This is a genomic window from Pseudomonas sp. TWP3-2 (assembly GCF_049897765.1).
In the GTDB taxonomy this organism is placed as follows: Bacteria; Pseudomonadota; Gammaproteobacteria; order Pseudomonadales; family Pseudomonadaceae; genus Aquipseudomonas.
This window is the reverse complement of record NZ_JAFCWW010000006.1, coordinates 159,986-176,840: the sequence shown is the minus strand read 5'-3', so window position 1 is coordinate 176,840 and position 16,855 is coordinate 159,986. Positions and strand designations below refer to the sequence as shown.

At 60.0% G+C, this 16,855-nt stretch carries 16 protein-coding genes and 1 tRNA gene; 9 read left to right on the top strand and 8 right to left on the bottom strand.

From position 1 onward, the window contains the following. Positions 1-231: 231 nt before the first annotated feature. Complete coding sequence (locus tag ACP7EE_RS11770) at positions 232-1,197, top strand: AraC family transcriptional regulator (protein WP_426234629.1); 966 nt, start codon at positions 232-234, stop codon at positions 1,195-1,197. An 11-nt stretch (positions 1,198-1,208) separates the two neighbouring features. Here ACP7EE_RS11770 and ACP7EE_RS11765 read toward each other — a convergent pair whose 3' ends face one another. Next, positions 1,209-3,119, bottom strand: a complete 1,911-nt coding sequence (locus ACP7EE_RS11765) for a tyrosine-protein phosphatase (RefSeq protein WP_426234628.1) — start codon at positions 3,117-3,119, stop codon at positions 1,209-1,211. Between the two features lie 197 nt (positions 3,120-3,316). On the opposite strand from ACP7EE_RS11765, the gene ACP7EE_RS11760 reads away from it, so the two are divergent. Both ACP7EE_RS11760 and ACP7EE_RS11755 read left to right on the top strand, forming a co-directional pair. Further along, positions 3,317-3,823, top strand: coding sequence for a PaaI family thioesterase (locus ACP7EE_RS11760; RefSeq protein ID WP_426234627.1), 507 nt, complete (start codon positions 3,317-3,319; stop codon positions 3,821-3,823). Next, on the top strand, positions 3,820-4,203 hold the full coding sequence (locus tag ACP7EE_RS11755) for a hypothetical protein (protein WP_426201280.1): 384 nt from the start codon (positions 3,820-3,822) through the stop codon (positions 4,201-4,203). The genes ACP7EE_RS11760 and ACP7EE_RS11755 overlap by 4 nt, the downstream gene beginning before the upstream one ends. Before the next feature lie 74 nt (positions 4,204-4,277). Here the strand turns inward: ACP7EE_RS11755 and ACP7EE_RS11750 are convergent, their stop codons facing one another. Beyond that, positions 4,278-5,330: an agmatine deiminase family protein gene (locus ACP7EE_RS11750; protein WP_426201282.1), complete on the bottom strand. Its 1,053-nt coding sequence runs from the start codon at positions 5,328-5,330 to the stop codon at positions 4,278-4,280. A gap of 136 nt (positions 5,331-5,466) precedes the next feature. Here ACP7EE_RS11750 and ACP7EE_RS11745 point away from each other — a divergent pair, with 136 nt between their 5' ends. Beyond that, entirely contained in the window at positions 5,467-6,327 is an 861-nt protein-coding gene (locus ACP7EE_RS11745; protein ID WP_426234626.1) for a LysR substrate-binding domain-containing protein, read from the top strand. Here the strand turns inward: ACP7EE_RS11745 and ACP7EE_RS11740 are convergent. Beyond that, positions 6,290-7,231, bottom strand: coding sequence for a LysR family transcriptional regulator (locus tag ACP7EE_RS11740; protein ID WP_426234625.1), 942 nt, complete (start codon positions 7,229-7,231; stop codon positions 6,290-6,292). The genes ACP7EE_RS11745 and ACP7EE_RS11740 overlap by 38 nt on opposite strands. Before the next feature lie 121 nt (positions 7,232-7,352). Here ACP7EE_RS11740 and ACP7EE_RS11735 point away from each other — a divergent pair, with 121 nt between their 5' ends. The 3 genes from ACP7EE_RS11735 to ACP7EE_RS11725 all read left to right on the top strand — a co-directional run bounded on the left by ACP7EE_RS11735 (position 7,353) and on the right by ACP7EE_RS11725 (position 8,323). Next, on the top strand, positions 7,353-7,760 hold the full coding sequence (locus tag ACP7EE_RS11735; protein WP_426201287.1) for a RidA family protein: 408 nt from the start codon (positions 7,353-7,355) through the stop codon (positions 7,758-7,760). Between the two features lie 85 nt (positions 7,761-7,845). Next, a complete protein-coding gene (locus tag ACP7EE_RS11730) occupies positions 7,846-8,055 on the top strand; it encodes a hypothetical protein (protein ID WP_426234624.1) in 210 nt (69 codons plus the stop codon). A 193-nt stretch (positions 8,056-8,248) separates the two neighbouring features. After that, positions 8,249-8,323 (top strand) — tRNA-Gln (locus ACP7EE_RS11725). Between the two features lie 261 nt (positions 8,324-8,584). On the opposite strand, the gene ACP7EE_RS11720 is transcribed toward ACP7EE_RS11725, so the two are convergent. Next, positions 8,585-9,226 (bottom strand): ATPase, encoded by a 642-nt coding sequence (locus ACP7EE_RS11720; RefSeq protein ID WP_426201291.1) that lies wholly within the window; start codon positions 9,224-9,226, stop codon positions 8,585-8,587. Between the two features lie 167 nt (positions 9,227-9,393). On the opposite strand from ACP7EE_RS11720, the gene ACP7EE_RS11715 reads away from it, so the two are divergent. Further along, on the top strand, positions 9,394-9,627 hold the full coding sequence (locus tag ACP7EE_RS11715; protein WP_426201293.1) for a hypothetical protein: 234 nt from the start codon (positions 9,394-9,396) through the stop codon (positions 9,625-9,627). A 135-nt stretch (positions 9,628-9,762) separates the two neighbouring features. Next, on the top strand, positions 9,763-10,224 hold the full coding sequence (locus ACP7EE_RS11710) for a DUF3574 domain-containing protein (protein WP_426201295.1): 462 nt from the start codon (positions 9,763-9,765) through the stop codon (positions 10,222-10,224). A 22-nt stretch (positions 10,225-10,246) separates the two neighbouring features. Here ACP7EE_RS11710 and ACP7EE_RS11705 read toward each other — a convergent pair whose 3' ends face one another. The 4 genes from ACP7EE_RS11705 to ACP7EE_RS11690 all read right to left on the bottom strand — a co-directional run bounded on the left by ACP7EE_RS11705 (position 10,247) and on the right by ACP7EE_RS11690 (position 16,855). Continuing rightward, positions 10,247-12,634: a TonB-dependent receptor plug domain-containing protein gene (locus ACP7EE_RS11705; protein ID WP_426234623.1), complete on the bottom strand. Its 2,388-nt coding sequence runs from the start codon at positions 12,632-12,634 to the stop codon at positions 10,247-10,249. A gap of 560 nt (positions 12,635-13,194) precedes the next feature. Next, the gene (locus ACP7EE_RS11700) at positions 13,195-14,250 is read right to left on the bottom strand and encodes a substrate-binding domain-containing protein (protein WP_426234622.1); all 1,056 of its coding nucleotides are present in this window, start codon (positions 14,248-14,250) and stop codon (positions 13,195-13,197) included. A gap of 30 nt (positions 14,251-14,280) precedes the next feature. Next, positions 14,281-15,306, bottom strand: a complete 1,026-nt coding sequence (locus ACP7EE_RS11695) for an ABC transporter permease (RefSeq protein WP_426234621.1) — start codon at positions 15,304-15,306, stop codon at positions 14,281-14,283. Continuing rightward, positions 15,299-16,855, bottom strand: coding sequence for a sugar ABC transporter ATP-binding protein (locus ACP7EE_RS11690; protein ID WP_426234620.1), 1,557 nt, complete (start codon positions 16,853-16,855; stop codon positions 15,299-15,301). The genes ACP7EE_RS11695 and ACP7EE_RS11690 overlap by 8 nt, the downstream gene beginning before the upstream one ends.

The window sequence follows — 16,855 nt, the reverse complement described above, 5'->3', positions numbered from 1 at the left end:
AGGCTGGGTGGAGGGATTGATCCGGGGGTGGAAGCGCAGCGACCGTTTGGCGCAGCCAAACACATCGAGAGGAGGTGCAGCGCAGCAACGGATATGGACTCAGTCAAAAACAGGTTTGGGGGCTTCCCCCCAAACATAGAATCTCCCACAGGGTTTTGTGGTGGTCACAGGTTTGTCATTGTTGGTTGGTAGCGTCCTTGCGCCTCCCTCTCTGCAAGGCGATCACCCAAGGTGTTCTCAAGCCCGACGCGCCAACCGATCATTCTTCGCTCCGACGCCATGAACTGCGACGACTTCGGCGCACTGTTCTCGCGGATGTTCGGCAATCGCTACGCCGACTCGTCGCCGCTACCGAGCAACATCATTATCGGTGGTGTTTACGGGCGGCACGAAGGCGTAAGTTTTCGCCGGATGCACTATCGCGGCGATTTCACCGTGGCGTTCCCGGCGCCGTTTGACGAGATCACGTTTGTGATTCCCACGGCGGGCAAGATTGTTTTCGAACACAGCAGCGAATCAGTCGGTTTGACTCAAGTCGGATTGGCCATAGACAAAGCCGAGTTGCGTTCGATGCGCTTTATCGACAATCACGCGCAGCATGGGCTTTCGATCGGGCGCGGGATTTTGACCGAGCGACTGTCGACTTTGCTCGGCAAGCCGCTGCTACAAAAACTGCGCTTCGAACCCATGGTGGATCTGAACATCAAGGCCTTCCAGGGCATTCGCGCGCTGATTGATCTGGCGACCGGCACGGAGTTTGATTTGCTACTGAGCAGCGGTTCGCTGATGCCCTCGCGTCTGAGGGAAATGCTGGTCGATGCTGTGCTGCAAGCCTGGCCGCATAACTTCAGTGAAGCCCTGAATCGACCCGAACCGCTGATCGCACCAAGGCATGTGAAGCAGGCCATCGATTACCTTCAGGCGCACCCCGATCATCAGGTCAGTGGTACGGATCTGGCGCGTTTGAGCAATGTCAGCCTGCGCGCGTTGCAGGACGGTTTTCGGCGCTTTGCCGGGACTTCGATTGTCAGTTATCAGCGGCAAGTACGGCTGGAACGCGCCCACCACGCACTTACAAACGGGTCACCGACAGTGAGTGATGTGGCTTTGCAATTCGGCTTCAGCAACGTCGGCCGGTTTTGCCAGTATTTCCAAAGCGCCTACGGCGTCAGCCCCGCGCAGGTGCGCAAGGGCTGAAACCCGCAACGTCAGAACTGGTAACTGGCCTTCAGACTGCCGCCAAAACCATGGCTGTCCCCACCGCCACTGGCCGCGACTTCCGCGCCGACGCTGAACGCGCCGAGGTTGGCCATGACATTCACCCCACCCGTGAACTGATCACGATTGTCGAACGCCGCGCGCTGCTCGATATCCAGCCCGAGCAAATGCCCTTCACTATCGACCTGATGATCACCCAGCACATGCTCGTAACCCGCACGAACACCCGGCACCAGTTGCCATGCGCCCAAGGCCACCGGGGCGAACGACACGTCGAGGTTGGCCACCGCACTGCGGCGCGTCTCTCGGATGCTGTCGACATCCAGCGCCAGTTCGCTGCCCTTCTCCCTGAAGCCCGACAGGTCCAGATGACTGACGCGCATACCGAGGCTTGGCTCAAAAATCATCCCGCTAAATGGCAGCCGATACCCCAGCGCCAAGGTCGCGCCAGTGAGATTGCCGTGGCTGTCGCCCTTGGCTGAGCCGAGGCCGCCTCCGAGATCACGTTTGCTCTCGTAGTCGAGCCAACCGGCGTTGGCATCCGCATCGACAAACAGCCCGCGCTCCAGACCATTCGGAGCGAAGCGTGCGCCGACCGCGAAGAACGTCAGATCAGTATCCGCCTCGCCACTCGCGCCGCCGACATTGCCCTTGCTGTAACCGAAACCGGCGTGAGCGCTGAGTTGTTCGCTGAAACGTTGGGTCAGGCCGATCATCAGGCCCTGGCTGTGCTCGTTGCTGCTGGCAGCATCCGCCGAGCCGTCGGTGCCGAGATAACCCGCCAGTCCGGTGCTCCACAGCCGGGTTTGGCCAATCTTCAGATCGGTGCCGCTGGTGAACGGCGCCGCGGCCTGATCAATCATCGCGCCCTGACGCAGCAAATAGCTCGCGGCATCGGCATGCACCTGGCCGCCGACCGTGGATTCGACACCACCGAGAGTGCCGGCATCGATTGCTGATTGCAGGTAATAGTTGTAGTCGCTGTAACTGCCCGACAGGCTGCTGTTTTGCAGTTGCTGCAACAGTTGCGCGCCGGCGCCGGCGTTGCCGATCAGGCCCTGCTGACCCGGCAGGCTGTTGTAATAAACCATCTTGCCGCGCAGCACATAAATGGTTTCCTGCGACAGACCCAATCCCTGTTTGAGGTAGTTGTCCATGCTGCCGTATTGGGTGGTCACTTGATCGAGACCGGCCTGTAAAAAACTCGCCTCGACGCCGAGCAGCGGCGCGTATATCGCGGCCATGCTTGCAGGCATCGATGCCAGAGTTTTCGCTACGCGCGCGGCGGTGTACTCGTTGGTCGCCAGGTAATTGTCCATGATCGTGGCGCTGTCGACCCCGGCGATACTCAGCAGCACGGCGGCAGTCCAGCCAGTGCGATCCTTGCCGGCGGTGCAGTGGAACAGCGCCGCTCCATCGACTCCGGCGAGTTCGTTGAACAGCGTGGTGAACTGCCCGCGCATACCGGCATCGCTGACGAAGGCGCGGTTGGTCTCCTGCATCATCGCCACGGCTTCGGCGGCGCTGTGGAACGAAATGTTGGTGATGTTCGAACCCGACGTGGTGGCGCCAATAATGTCGATGTTGCGATAGGTCGCACCGCTGATCAGTGTGTCCGGCGTGGCGGCAATTTCGCTTGGCGTGCGCAGATCGTAAATGGCTTTGATCCCCAAGCCATTGAGGACGGTCAGATCTGCCGCAGTCGGCGTCAGCGCATTCGAGCGATAGAACACACCCGAACGCATCGTGCCGTCATTGGCCGTTGAATAGGCGCTGGTGGTGCCGGCGATATCGCGGAAGTTGTCGATACCCTGCAGACTCGGCGTATCAAGGTCAGCCGCCTGCGCGGCGGCGATGGACAGGCTCAAAACGGACAGCGAACACACAAGACGTTGAAACACGGCGCAGCCTCACGGGAAACAGGTTGGGGCCGCCACTATCTGCAATCAACCAAGCGGCAATGTGACAGAAAAGCCTGTCAGCAAAATCCCTGCGCGATCGGTCCGGGTACTGCGTTTTCTGTCCGTGAATATCGAGGATCTGCATTCAGCGTTAATATCAGCCCGGTTCAGCTTCCACTTTTAAGGATGATCCCGGCATGGCCACGCTCGACACCTCCCTGCAAGACAGCGCCGCGCCCGACGGTGTTTGCTACGGCTGCGGCAGCAGCAACCCGCACGGTTTGCACATCAAGAGTTTCTGGCACAAAGACGGCGTGCACGTCATCGCCGAACACCAGCCGGAAGCACAATTCTGCGGCTGGCCGGATCTGGTCTATGGCGGCTTGATCGCGATGCTGGTCGATTGCCATTCGAACTGGACGGCAATGGCCTACCACTACCGCGCCGAACAGCGCGACGTCGAAAGCCTGCCACGCATCAACTGCGTCACTGGCAACCTCGGCATCAAGTTCATCAAGCCGACGCCGATGGGCGTGCCGCTGACGCTGAAAGCCAAAGTCGAGGGAGAAGTCGGACGCAAGACGCGGGTGATTTGCGAGGTGTATGCCGGAGAGGTGCTGACAGCCGTGGGTGATTCGGTGTTTGTGCGCGTTGATACCGAACAACTGGCAGCCGCCGCGCATGGCCGCAAGGACGATCAATGAATATCAGGCTGATCAGTATTCTGCTGATCATCGCCATCAGCCTGGCGGTGATCGGCGGGCTGCACTGGTTGATAGACGGCCCCATGCTGATCATCGCGCAAGCACAAGTCGAGGATGCGTCTTCGGATCTGATCATCGAAATCCTGCTGAGCGTTGCTGCGCACTCGGCGGCAGTCGCGCTCATACCGCTGGTGTTGGCGTTCTTCAGACAGACCGTCGCAAGCTATGTCGTATTCATCCTGCTGCTGGCGTTCGATATCCAGATCCTCACTGGCCTCAATGCGCTCGGCGTGGCGGTGGCCGGATTGATGATCGTGGCAGTGGCCTATGGCGTAATCACAAAAACCGCAAACCTGATGCGCTACCTGCGCGCAAAGTGAAATGTCGACGTGCCGTGTAGGAGCTGACGAGTGCACGGCATTTGCGTGGTGGCGACTTTGAGCAGCGTCATGGCTCAAGCCTCCAATGGCCAGGCTGGCTGCTGCTGGGTGATGCAATGCACACCGCCGCCGCCATGCGCAAGATGGTTGATCTGCACCGGCACCACTTCGCGCCCGGGGAAGGCTTTGGCCAAGGTTTCTGCGGCTATGTGGTCGGCCTCGATGCCGTACGCCGGCATGATGATCGCGCCGTTGGCGATGTAGAAATTGGTGTACGAAGCACAGAAAACTTCGGCTTCGCTGTCCACCGCATCGGACGCTTCAAACAGTTCGATCAGTTCGAACTTGCGGCCCTGAGCATCGGTGGCCAGTTCCAGCGCGCGGCGGTTTTCCCGGGCGACTTCGGCGTACACCGAGCTACGATCGTGAGTGGCATCCACCAACAACACGCCGGGACGGGCGAAGGCGCAGACGCCATCGACGTGGCCGTCGGTCATGTCGCCGGTCACGTAGTCCGGGTCGCCGGGCAGCCAGATGGTTTTCTTCACGCCGAGCAGACGGCTGAAGATGTCTTCCATCTCGGCTTTGCTCACGCCGGGGTTGCGGTTGGGGTTGAGCAGCACCGATTCGGTGGTGATCAACGTGCCTTGGCCATCAACGTGAATCGCTCCGCCCTCGTTACTCAGCGCCGTGCCGAAGCATTCCAGCTGCAAATGATTGAGTGCACGGCGCGCCAGGCTTTCATCCAGATCGTGCGCGGATTTGCCGCCCCAGGCGTTGAAGCGCCAGCTCACCCCAGCCAAACCATGCTGCGGATGGCAGATAAAGCTTGGGCCGGAGTCGCGGCACCAACTGTCATTGACCGCCAGCGGGATCAGTTCGATGTTCGGCCCGCACAGGGCTTTGGCACTGGCCAACGCCGATGGATCGACCACCAGTTTCACCGGTTCAAACCGCGCGATGGCGTTGGCCACACGGGCGAAATCTTCCTGCACTTGCGGCAAAGTCACGCGCCAGCCCGACTCCCACAACGCCTGATTGTGTGGCCAGACCATCCACGTCGCGGCGTGTTTCACCCACTCTGCCGGCATCATCCAACCGCTGTTGTTATTGTTCTGCTGGTGCATGCTAATCGCCTCGTCAGTTAAGCCGTTGTGTTCAGTCAAATCCGCCCGTGCGGGATTGATGTGTATGCTACGGTCGGCAAAACCGGCGAACAAACGATGGATTTAGCGGACAAATGATTAGCGGAGCTTATCGATCATGCTTAAACACTGGCCACCCCTGAGTTCCCTGCGCGGCTTCGAAGCGGCCGCGCGGCTGGGCAGTTTTCACAAGGCTGCCGACGAGTTGAGCCTGACTCAATCTGCGATCAGCCAGCAGATCCGCAGCCTTGAGGCGTATCTGGAGCAACCGCTGTTTCATCGCAGCGGCCGCAGCGTCGCCCTGACCGACGCCGGCCATGATTTGCTCAGCACTACGCAGGCGATGTTGCAGCAACTGGCGGTCGGCATCCGCCGGCTCGGCCAATATCAGAAGCCCAATCAACTGGTGCTCAACACCACGCCCGCGTTCGCCCGTCATTGGTTGTTGCCACGACTGGGCGAGTTTCGCCGCCAGCATCCGGATGTCGATCTGTGGATTTTCAGCACCGATGAAGTGCCGGACATGGCCACGCAAACCATCGATCTGGCGGTGCGTGACGACATCAGTTCGCAGGCTGAATGCAGCTTTAAAGTGCTGCATGCCGATCGGCTGTATCCGGCGTGTCATCCGAGTCTTTTGCAGGTGCCCGCACAACAGCGCACCACCCTGCACGGCGAGCGGGAAATGGACTGGAGTCATTGGGCGGTCGAAGCCGGGATCGATGTCGGCCAGCAGGATCAGGGTCTGAATTTTTCCGATCCGGGTTTGTTGCTGGATGCGGCTTGCGGCGGACTCGGCATCGCTTTGGTCAGCCAGTTGCTCAGCCGTCAGGCCCGAGAAAATGGCCTGCTGCAACCTTTGGTCGAGGACAGCATTCGCGGGCCGAACTGGGCGCTGCTGACCCACCGCGACAGCGAGCATGACCCGATGGCGCGCAGTTTCACCGAGTGGCTGCTGAGTAACCTGGCCGATGCATGACCGGCGCATGCCGCGCCATCACCTCGGCAACCCAGTCGATGAACACCCGCAGTTTCAGGCTGATATGGCGGTTCGGCGGATAGGCGATGTACAGCGGCATCGGATCGAGTTGCCAGTCTTCGAACAGCGGCACCAGATCGCCGCGCGCCTCGTGGGCTTTGGACATGTATTTGGGTAGCCATAGCACGCCCAAACCCGCGAGACCGGCTGACAGGTAAGCATTGCCATCGTCCACCGCCAGCACATGGCGACCTTTGATTTGCAGGTTTTCGCTGTGATTGTGCAGCGCGTACGGCACCGGTTTACCGGTGCGCGCCCAGAGGAATCCGACCACGCGGTGATGCGAGTCTTCCAGCTCTCGCGGATGCGCAGGCGTGCCGGCGCGCTTGAGGTAACTGGGCGCAGCGAACACGCCGAGTTGCAGATCAGCCACACGTCGCGCCATCAACGATTGATCAAGCAGCTCACCGCCGCGTACCACGCAATCGACGTTCTCATCGATGATGTCGACGATGCGGTCGCTGACGCCCATGTCGATCTGAATATCCGGATAGCGCGCGCAGAATTCCGGCAGCGCCGGCACCAGAATCAGATTGGCCAGCGGACTCGGTACATCGACCCGCAGGCGCCCCTTGGGCTGAGCCGATGCGCCGGACAGGCTGGTGTCGGCATCGTCCATTTCGGCGAGAATTCTGATCACCCGCTGGTAATAAGCCGCACCGTCCGCCGTGGCGTTGACCTTGCGCGTGGTGCGGTTGAGCAACTTGACCCGCAGGCGCGCCTCCAGTTGCTGCACCAAGTGCGTCACGGTGGTCTTGCTCATGTGCAGAGTGTCGGCGGCTTTGGTGAAACTGCCCGCCTCCACTACTCTGGCAAAAGCCTGCATCGCGTCAAAACGGTCCATATCCAACCCCTGAATGCGGTTCGATTGTTTGGGATTTCCAAACAGTGAGCGCCAAGGTTGCTGGTTTATCGCGCGGATGCAAGCCCCTAAAGTCTTCTCAACACCTTGAAGGAGACTCTCCATGACGCTTTCTACAACAAAACGCGACGTAGTTTTTCCACCCGGCCGTCAGGCTCTTTATGAACGTAACCGTTACTCGCCGGCCGTGCGCTCCAACGGTTTTCTGTTCGTCTCCGGGCAAGTCGGCAGTCATGAAGACGGCTCGCCGGAACCTGATCTGCAACAACAAGTGCGCCTGGCGTTCACCAACCTCAATGCAATCCTCGGCGCCGCCGGTTGCAGTTTCGACGATGTGGTGGACGTGACCGTGTTCATGGTCGATCCGCAATCGACATTCGAAACCATTTGGGAAGTGGTGCCGGAGTTCTGGGGCGAGGCGCCGTTCCCGAACATCACGGCGGTCGGTGTGACTTGGCTTTATGGCTTTCAGTTCGAGATCAAGGTCATCGCCAGACTGCCCGAGGAATAATCAGCGGGCACAGACTCCCCGGTAAAAAACTCGAACTCGCGTGTCGTCGCTGTATCCAACGTTTAAGCCAACGGAGGAATTCAACATGAACAGCGACGACAACAAAACCCAGGCCAGCGACGCATCCGGCAAACCGGTGAATGTAGTTGGGCGCGATCTGCAAGACCCGGACGATGACACTCGCGCCGTGGATGAGGTGATTACGCCGACCTCCATTCGTACCAAAGAGCAGGAGGCCGAGGAGTTGCAGCGCAAAACCGCAGAAATCGAACGCAAGGTTGCCGACGGCAATTGACCCGTTGGGGCCGCGTTTCGGCCCCTTTTTGCATCCTCAAGTGTCTGAAAATGCAGCGTTTGAGCTGGCCCTGGAAATAAGTAGCTGTTTTTCTTCAAATTTATTCATCTCAGGGCTTCACAGATGCCAAGAACGCTGGTAAATTGCCGCCCACTCGAGCAGAGGCCCACACAGGGCTGACAGCAACGGTTACAGGGGCGTCGCCAAGCGGTAAGGCAGCAGGTTTTGATCCTGCCATGCGTTGGTTCAAATCCAGCCGCCCCTGCCATTTTTTTTCCTCGTTTCACCCTCCTCCAGCTCTCCCTCGTCTTATCTTCTGTTTACTTCTTCTTGTTCACGTAATTACTTCATCGTTTAAAACATTCGCCAAAAATTCAAAAGCTCGCAGCGTGCCGCAGCTCCTACACATTCATCTGTAGGATCTGCGGCACGCTGCGAGCTTTTTTGCGTCCAAAAAAAGCCCCGCACTTGGCGGGGCAAAAAATTGGTTGGTTGCGGCCAACCAAAGGAGCATCTTCAGAAATCTTCCTCAGCCAGCGCTGACCAGCGACTTGAGCGAATCATCGAACTGTTTCAGTGCAGTCAGTTGCAGATCCCGCTGCTGGGCGATCTGCGCGGCAATTTCGGGGGCAGCCTTGTTGTGCACCCATACCGAAGGCATCTGTTTCTCGACAGCGCCTTCGGCTTTGCCGATGTATTGCAGATCGGCGTCGTAAAACCTTGCGGCAAACCGCGCTTCGACCTGGCTGTTGCGCTGGGTCAGCAAGCGGTTATGCGTGTCGAGCATCACCACCACGTCCGGATGCGCCTGCACCAGTGCATCGAGGTTGTCGTAGACGGTCACCGAGAGAAACTGCTGTTGCAGCGAACTGGTCAGCCAGTCGATCGCCAGTTCCGGATCGGAGCTGTCAATAAAGGCCTCGCGAATCCGGGCATCGAGCGCGTCTTTGGCGCCGTTCACCGCCACATCGTGGTAGCGCTCAAGGTATTGCAGATCGTCCAGAGTGTTGTCGCTGTACAGCACGCCGACCGTTTGCGAATGCTGGAGTGCGGCACTGCTGGCGGTGATCGGCAACAAGTGACACGACTGAGCGTTATCGGCGTAAACCGCCGTTGCAGACATCCCGCTCATCAGCAGGGCAATTGCAGCCAGTCGGGTCATGATGTTCATCGCGCAATTCCTTCAGCAGCGTTTTCGATGGAGCCAAGTTTGTGCCCATCGCCGACAAAGCAGAACTTGCGATTCTTGATGATCACTATTGCTTGAACCAATAGTTACCCCGCGTGCAGACTGCGAGACAGTCGATAACAAGCCAAACAATCCTGGGGGGAATACCCATGCGAACCTTTGATCTGATCCGCGATGCCGTCCTGCCCGAATATCGTGAGCGGGTCGCTGAGTATCTGGTGGAATACGAAAGCGTGCTGCTCAATGACGCCGCGGATGCGGGACTGGTGCCGGCGATGGCAAATCAATTGCGTGGTTATCTGCGCGGTTTGAACACCACGCGTGTGTTGGGCATGGCCGACTGGGAAGAGCTGGATCGACGGGTCAAGGAAACCTGGCTCTGACAACGCCTGTGCGGCAAGCATTCTCAGCCTGTTGCTTATTCCATAAGTGTTGTGCGCGAGGTTTTTTAATCTTTTATAGCGATCATCAGCGCGTTTTATAATTTTGTTAATTCAAAACAACATTAAGGACGTTTCATGCCTCGACATTTGATACTGGCAGCGCTGTTCATTGCAGTCGCCGGTTGTGTCACACCCCCGCCCGCCTCCGTTCATACCAAAGACCCCGCCAGCTCGACCTTGCAAGGCGATGCCACGCGTCCGGCGCAGGCGCAGTGGATTCGCACCGAACTGTATTTCTCGGTGGGATCGCTGGATGGCAAGGAAGGAGTGGTCAGCCCGGCGCGCTGGCGCGAGTTTCTTGATCAGGAAGTCACGTCGCGGTTTCCCGACGGTTTCAGCGTGCTGGATGCTTACGGCCAGTGGCGCGACCACGGGGCAAAAGAGCCCGAGCGGCTGGCGACCAAGGTCATCGTGATCCTGCATGAAAACAGCCCGAAGAATGCGAGCAATATTGAGGCGATTCGTCTGGCTTATAAGCGTGTGACTGGGGATTTGTCGGTGCTGCGGTTGTCGCAACCTGCTGAGGTGTCGTTCTGATTGCCGTCCGTGGCGGGCGAACTCAGAAGCCGTAAGTGGCGCGGGCGTAGTAATACGCACCGTTGGTGCCGATCGGCGACAGCACGTCGTACGGCAGGTTGCCGCCGTAGTTGATCGCGGAGTTGGAGCGGTCCGGGTAGTTGTCGGTCAGGTTGTTGCCGCCGACGGCGATGTTGAATTTCGGGGTGAATTTGTATTCCACCTCGGCATCCAGTTGCCATACCGCACCGTAGGTTTGCTCAGGTTGCGAGTCGCCAAAGTCGAACACACGGGTAGCCTCGCCTTGGCGCGTCAGACGTCCGAGCAAGCCCCAATGTTCGCTGGCCCAGTTCGCCGAGAACACGAAGCGATCCCTGGGTGCGGCGTCGGTCAGGGTGTTGGTTTCTTCGACGCCGACCAGCGCGTCGGTGCCAATCCCCAATGCAGTCAGTTGCGACGGTGTGCCTTTGGTACTGGTGACTTTGGTGTGGTTGTAGGTGTACGCAGTCGTCAGGCCAAGCTGCCCTGCGTAGAACGGCTGGTGATAGTTGAGCACCAGTTCGGCGCCATGGGTGCTGGTGTCGGCGGCGTTGGTGAAGAAGTTCACGTCGTGCACACCGGCCACGCCGTAGTTGTCGTTGATGAAGGTTTCCAGGGCGTCGCTGCCGATGCGCTGGGACAGGGTGATGCGGTCTTTGACGTCGATACGGAACACGTCCAGCGACGCATCGAAGCGCTCGTTGAGCTGGAATGTCAGACCGAGGCTGTAGTTCTTCGAAGTCTCCGGATCGAGCTTTTCCGCGCCCAGCGCACGGGCAATCGGATCGTTGACCGACAGCACGCGAATGTCGGTCAGGGTGCCGCCGTCGCCAAAGTTGCTGGTGGTGTTCTGGAAACCACTTTGCGCCAGCGACGGCGCGCGGAAGTTGTTCGACACCGCGCCGCGCACCGCCCATTGCTCGGTCAATTTGTAGCGGCCACTGAGTTTGCCGGTGAGTCCGCTGCCGGCGTCGTCGTAATGCTCCCAGCGCGTCGCGCCGTCGACGAACAAGCGATCGGTGAGATCACCGGACAACTCGGCGTATGTGCCGAACACGTTGCGATCCAGATCCGACTCTTCACTCGGGCGCAGACCGTTGGCGCCGTCCGCACCGGTGCCGATATACGAAGCCTCGTCGCCGGCAAACGTCAGGTAGTTTTCATAGCGATATTCGCCGCCCACTGCCAGCACGAACGAGCGTCCGCCAAGGCGCAGTTCGCGGCTGAAATCGAGGTTGGAGGTGGTCTGGCGCAGCTCATAATCACCCGTGTCAAAACGCGTTGGCGAGTCTGCGCCGAGGCTGACGTTGAGTGTGCGGCGGGTCGCCGATTCGAAGCGGTTACGACCGTGGGTGACGCTGCTGTCGAAGTCCCAGTCATCACCTATGAGGCCTTTGTAGCCGAGAGTGCCGGAGATGTCGGTGTTGTCGCCCAGCGACTGCGGCAGGTAACCGTTGGGGTAGAACTGCGGCTGCTCGGACGGGTAGCGATAGAACTCGGCGCCGGTGGTATGACGCACGTTGTAAGTGCCGAAGCTGTAGGCTTTACCGCCGGCCAGCGGCAGCTCGCCGTTGAACCAGGCGTTGACGTCCCGCGCAATGCCGTCGCCCATCACGTAGTTGCGCTGGCCGGGCGTGTCGGCGAAACCGTCGAAACCGGCGCGGTTGGTCGGGTTGCGATCCTTGTATTCGGTACCGCCACGAATGAAGCCGCCGTCCTCGCCCAGACGCGTGCCGATCTTGGCGGTGGTCATGCTGTTCTGGCCATCGGTGGTGGTTTTGCCGATGGCGTCCTGATGGGTGTGATAAGCGCCGTAACTGGTGGTCACTTCGCCGCCCTCGGGCGCGTCGTCGAGGATGATGTTGATCACCCCGGCAATTGCATCGGAGCCATATTGCGCGCCCGCGCCGTCACGCAAAACTTCGATGCGCTTGATAGCGCTGATCGGTATCGAGTTAAAGTCCACTGGCGCTGTGCCGCGACCGATTTTCGATGAGTCGTTGACCACTGCCGAAGTGTGGCGGCGCTTGCCGTTGACCAGCACCAGCACCTGATCCGGGCTCATGCCGCGCAGTTGCGCGGCGCGTACGTGGTCGGCGCCACCGGAGTTGGACTGGCGCGGAAAGCTGAAAGACGGCAACAGCGTCTGCAACGCCTGACCGAGCTCACCGCCACTGGCACCAGCGGACTTCAAGTCTTCGGCCGTCAGCACGTCCACCGGCACTGGCGAATCGAGCACAGTGCGCGCGGTGCCACGGGTGCCGGTGACCAGCACGGTACCCAACCGTGTGTCATCGTCGACGCGCGCCGCAGAGTCTTCGGCTTGCGCAGGCAGTTGCCAGATCGCACTAATAACAGCGATAGCGAGTAATGATCGCGAACGGTGAATCATGCAAGAGCTCCTTGAATCGCAGCTAATAGTCGGCCGCTGTCGCTCCGTAAGCGGGCGACAATTCGTGCACGGCAATGTCTGCTGTAGTTTTGATGTATTGAATAAAAGCGAAAGTTCTTAAACAACTATCGAGTGGTGAAACGCTGTAATCAAAAAGTCAGTAAATGCCCCAGATAGCGATCCTAGACGAGCCGCCGCTTGACGACAAAGAACCAATAACGCTTAGGTTATGCCCGGCGCACAGATTGTTGGTTGGGCAACAGTTATGTTTGCGGAACAACACAAAAGATCAAACAATCATTAACTAACGCGGACGCAACCATGCTTCGCACTAGTTGTGCCAAGGCAATCTTTCCGAAAGTATTTAAACCACAATTCCGCTTGTGCGAGCGGGTCAGGGAAAGCGGTGTGTCGGCTAACGATAAGTTGGATTTACCGGCCTCATCGCGGGCAAGCCCGCTCCCACAGGGTTCTCGGGTGCATGCCAAATCTGTGATCACCCGCAGTAACTGTGGGAGCGGGCTTGCCCGCGATGGCGGTGCGTCAGGCACCGGGAAAAGTCAGTTCGCCACAGGAATCCACGACGCCCGCGCGACGTTGGCGGTGTCACCGAACGCAGGCAGTTTCTGCCCTAAATCGCGTACGTTTTTCACGTCCAGATCGAGCAACTGCTGACGCGTGATCAGGGTTGGCGGCACCAGCACCTGATGGCCAGGATTTTCCCCCGCGATCAACATCGCCAGACTGCGTACGCTGATCGCCCCGGCCACTTGCGGGTTGACAGCTGCCGTCGCGGTCCAGGCGCTGTTCGGTTCCTTCATGATCTGGATATCCGCGGTGGAAATGTCAGCGCTGTAGATTTTCACCTTGCTGCTCAGTCCCGCTTCATCGACGGCAATTTTCGCGCCTTTGGCGAACTCGTCGAACGGCGCAAAGATCACGCTGATCCCCGGATTGGCGCGCAGCACGGCGCTGGCCTGATCGGCGACCGAGTTGGCAATCGGCGGATTCAGCGTGCCGAAACGCGCCTTCTCGATGATCCCCGGATTGGCCGCTTTGACCTGACTCCAGATCTCGTCGCGACGCTCCATCGGCGTAAAACCGCTGATGTATACATAGCCGGCGTCGAAACGCGTGCCGTTGTCTTTGACTGCCTGATCCAGCGCCAACCGCGCCAGAGCGTGGTGATCCTGCTCGACCTGGGTCACTTGCGGGCTGTTCAGATCGACGTCGAACGCCACAACCTTGATGCCTTTGGCGATGGCCCGCTCAATCGGGCCTTTCAGGGTTTCCGCCAGGCCCAGTTGAACGATGATTCCGTCCACACCCAGCTCGGCGGCCTGATCGATCATCTCGCCCTGACTGGCCGCCTGTTGCCGCGCATCGAATACCCGCAGGTTGGCGCCGAGGGCTTCGGTCTGTTTCTCCACGCCGCGCAGATAGGCTTCGGGGAAATCTCCGGAGAACAGATAGCCGACCAAGGCAATTTGCACCTCGCCTTTATCGAACGGCGCCGGAGCGCCGGGCAAGGCCTTGGCCTGAGCATTGAGGGCCAGCGCCGAGAGCAACGCGGCGCTGAGGCAATGGCGTGCGAACTGTTTGATTGAACCGTGCATACATCTTCCCTGGAGCAAAGTTGAACCGGCTCAGCGCGCACGATGCGCGAGGCCGAAGGTGAACATCAGGGCCAGCACCAACACCAGTCCCTTGACGAAATCCTGCGCGTAATACGGCGCGTTGAGCATGGTCAGACCGTTGAGCAACGCGGCCACCAGCAGCGCGCCGACCAGCGTGCCGAAGGCGTTGGGCTTCTTCGCGCCGAGCACGGCAAAACCGATCAGCGCCGCGCCCAATGCATCCAGCACCAGACCGTTGCCGGAGCTGACATCGCCGCGCCCCAGTCGCGCCGCCAACAGCAAACCGCCCAACGACGCGAGCAGCGCCGAGAGCACGTAAGCCAGCAGTTTGAAACGCTGCACCGGCGCACCGGCCAGCCGCGCGGCCTGCTCGTTGCCGCCAATCGCATAGAACAAGCGCCCGATGCGCGTGCGCTCCAGAAACAGCCACACCGCCAGCGCAACCACAGCGGTGACCAGCACCGGAATCGGCACCACCTCCCACAGGCGCCCGCGACCGAGGGCCAGAAATGTCGCACTGAAGGCCCCTTCGGCTTCATCGCCATTGGGCAGCGTCATGCCGACCGCAATCGAGCGCCCGCCCGTGGGAATCAACTGCACGCCGATCACCAGAAACATGCTGCCCAGCGTCGCGAGAATGTCCGGCACGCGCATCTGCACAATCAGCCAGCCGTTGAGCAGCCCGACCAGTGCGCCGCCCGCTAGGCTGATCAACACCGCCGACACTGCGCCCCAGCCGAGCACGATCATCACGTAACTGGCGATCATCAGGCTCATGGCCGCCACCGCGCCAATCGACAGATCAAGTCCGCCAACGGCCATGGTCAACGTCACGCCGAGCGCCAGCAACGCGACGATCGATACCGACTGCAAGATGCTGAACAGATTGCCCACGCGCAGAAACGCCGGCTCGGCAACGCTGAAAAACACCACGATCAGCGCCAACACCCAGAGCAAGCCGTAACGGATCAGCGCCTGCAAAAAGCGCTCGGTGATCGGCGGGGCTGTCGACAACAGCGAACTTGAATCAGGCACTCGCTCTACTCCTTGGCGCGGCGTGAACATTGGAATTTTCTACATCGTTGCCGGCGACTGCGGCGACCAGCGTGGCGCGGCTCAGTTCGGCGCGCGGGTATTCGGCGACTACCGCGTGATCGCGTACCAGCAAGATGCGGTCGGCAATTTCCAGCGCTTCATCGACATCGGCGCAGATCACCAACGTAGCGCGGCCAGCGGCACTGTCGCGCAACAACTCGCCGATCTCGCGCCGGGCACGCACGTCGACGCCCTGAAACGGCTCATCGAGAATCAACACCCGCCCTTCCCCGAGCAACCAGCGGCCGAGCACGACTTTCTGTTGGTTACCGCCGGACAACGCGCTCATTGGCACATCGATGCCGGACGTCTTGATTCCCAGCGCCGCCACCTGCGCCTCAACCGCTGCTGCTTCAGCGCGATTGCGAATGAAACCGCCGCGAGTGAAACGTTCGAGAAATGGCAGCGTCAGCGTGCGCCGCAGCGAGAAATCCTGCACCAGCGATTGGCTGGCGCGGTCTTCGGCAGCGAGAAATACGCCGCTTTGAATGGCCTGCCGTGGTGAACCCGGCAGCCATTCGGCACCGTCCAGTTGCAAACTGCCGGCCGCCGCTTCGCGCAGGCCGAACAGCACCTCTGCAATTTCGCTTTTACCGGCGCCGAGCAATCCGGTCAGCACCACCACTTCGCCTTCGTGCAGGCTCAGATCAAAGGCTGAAGAACGCGGCAGGATTTGCGCGCCACGCAGTCTCAGCACCTCGCGCCCGGCAGGTCGCGGCGTGTAGACATGCACCTCCAGCGAGTGCCCGAGCATGGCTTCCACCGCTTCCGGCAACTGCCGAGCGCTGAACTCACCCGCGAGTTTGCCGTCACGCAGGACGATGGCGCGATCCGCGACCCGTTGCAGATCGGACAAACGATGAGAAATGTACAGAATCGCCACGCCACGGCTGCGCAGCGTGTCCATCAGCCCGAACAGCCGCTGCGCCTCGGCATCCGACAGAGCTGCCGTCGGTTCATCGAGAATCAGCAGACGCGGTTGCAAAGCGAAGGCTCGCGCCAGCACCACCAGTTGCCGTTCAGCCTGGCCCAAGTGTTCAATCGGTTGCTCCAGCGGCAACACAAGGCCAAGACCGGCGGCGATATTCGCCGCGCGTTCCAGCAGTTTCTTGCGATTGAGCCAAAAGCCCGCATCCGGCCGGCACAGCTCATCGAGCAGCAGGTTCTCGGCCACGCTCAGTCCCGGCGCGATGCCGTCGTTGATCTGCTGATGCACCGCGACAACCCCGACTCGGCGCGCCGACAGCGGCGAGCTGAAATGCCGTGCCTGACCGTCCACCCACAGCTCCCCGCCATCAGAACTCTGACTGCCGGCGAGGATCTTCACCAGCGTCGATTTGCCCGCCCCGTTGGCGCCGAGCAACGCCACCACTTCAGCGGGATAAATCTGCAGGCTGACCGCATCCAGCGCGCGGTTCGAGCCGAAGCTCTTGCTCAGTTCATGCACACGAATCAGCGGCGCGGATGCCACGGAGACAGGCCCACTCAT

Coding starts and splice junctions, on each gene's coding strand:
- ACP7EE_RS11745 (WP_426234626.1), top strand. CDS start 5,467: ATGCTTAAACACTGGCCACCCCTGAGTTCCCTGCGCGGCTTCGAAGCG.
- ACP7EE_RS11755 (WP_426201280.1), top strand. CDS start 3,820: ATGAATATCAGGCTGATCAGTATTCTGCTGATCATCGCCATCAGCCTG.
- ACP7EE_RS11700 (WP_426234622.1), bottom strand. CDS start 14,250: ATGCACGGTTCAATCAAACAGTTCGCACGCCATTGCCTCAGCGCCGCG.
- ACP7EE_RS11710 (WP_426201295.1), top strand. CDS start 9,763: ATGCCTCGACATTTGATACTGGCAGCGCTGTTCATTGCAGTCGCCGGT.
- ACP7EE_RS11735 (WP_426201287.1), top strand. CDS start 7,353: ATGACGCTTTCTACAACAAAACGCGACGTAGTTTTTCCACCCGGCCGT.
- ACP7EE_RS11730 (WP_426234624.1), top strand. CDS start 7,846: ATGAACAGCGACGACAACAAAACCCAGGCCAGCGACGCATCCGGCAAA.
- ACP7EE_RS11715 (WP_426201293.1), top strand. CDS start 9,394: ATGCGAACCTTTGATCTGATCCGCGATGCCGTCCTGCCCGAATATCGT.
- ACP7EE_RS11750 (WP_426201282.1), bottom strand. CDS start 5,330: ATGCACCAGCAGAACAATAACAACAGCGGTTGGATGATGCCGGCAGAG.
- ACP7EE_RS11705 (WP_426234623.1), bottom strand. CDS start 12,634: ATGATTCACCGTTCGCGATCATTACTCGCTATCGCTGTTATTAGTGCG.
- ACP7EE_RS11690 (WP_426234620.1), bottom strand. CDS start 16,855: ATGAGTGGGCCTGTCTCCGTGGCATCCGCGCCGCTGATTCGTGTGCAT.
- ACP7EE_RS11760 (WP_426234627.1), top strand. CDS start 3,317: ATGGCCACGCTCGACACCTCCCTGCAAGACAGCGCCGCGCCCGACGGT.
- ACP7EE_RS11740 (WP_426234625.1), bottom strand. CDS start 7,231: ATGGACCGTTTTGACGCGATGCAGGCTTTTGCCAGAGTAGTGGAGGCG.
- ACP7EE_RS11720 (WP_426201291.1), bottom strand. CDS start 9,226: ATGAACATCATGACCCGACTGGCTGCAATTGCCCTGCTGATGAGCGGG.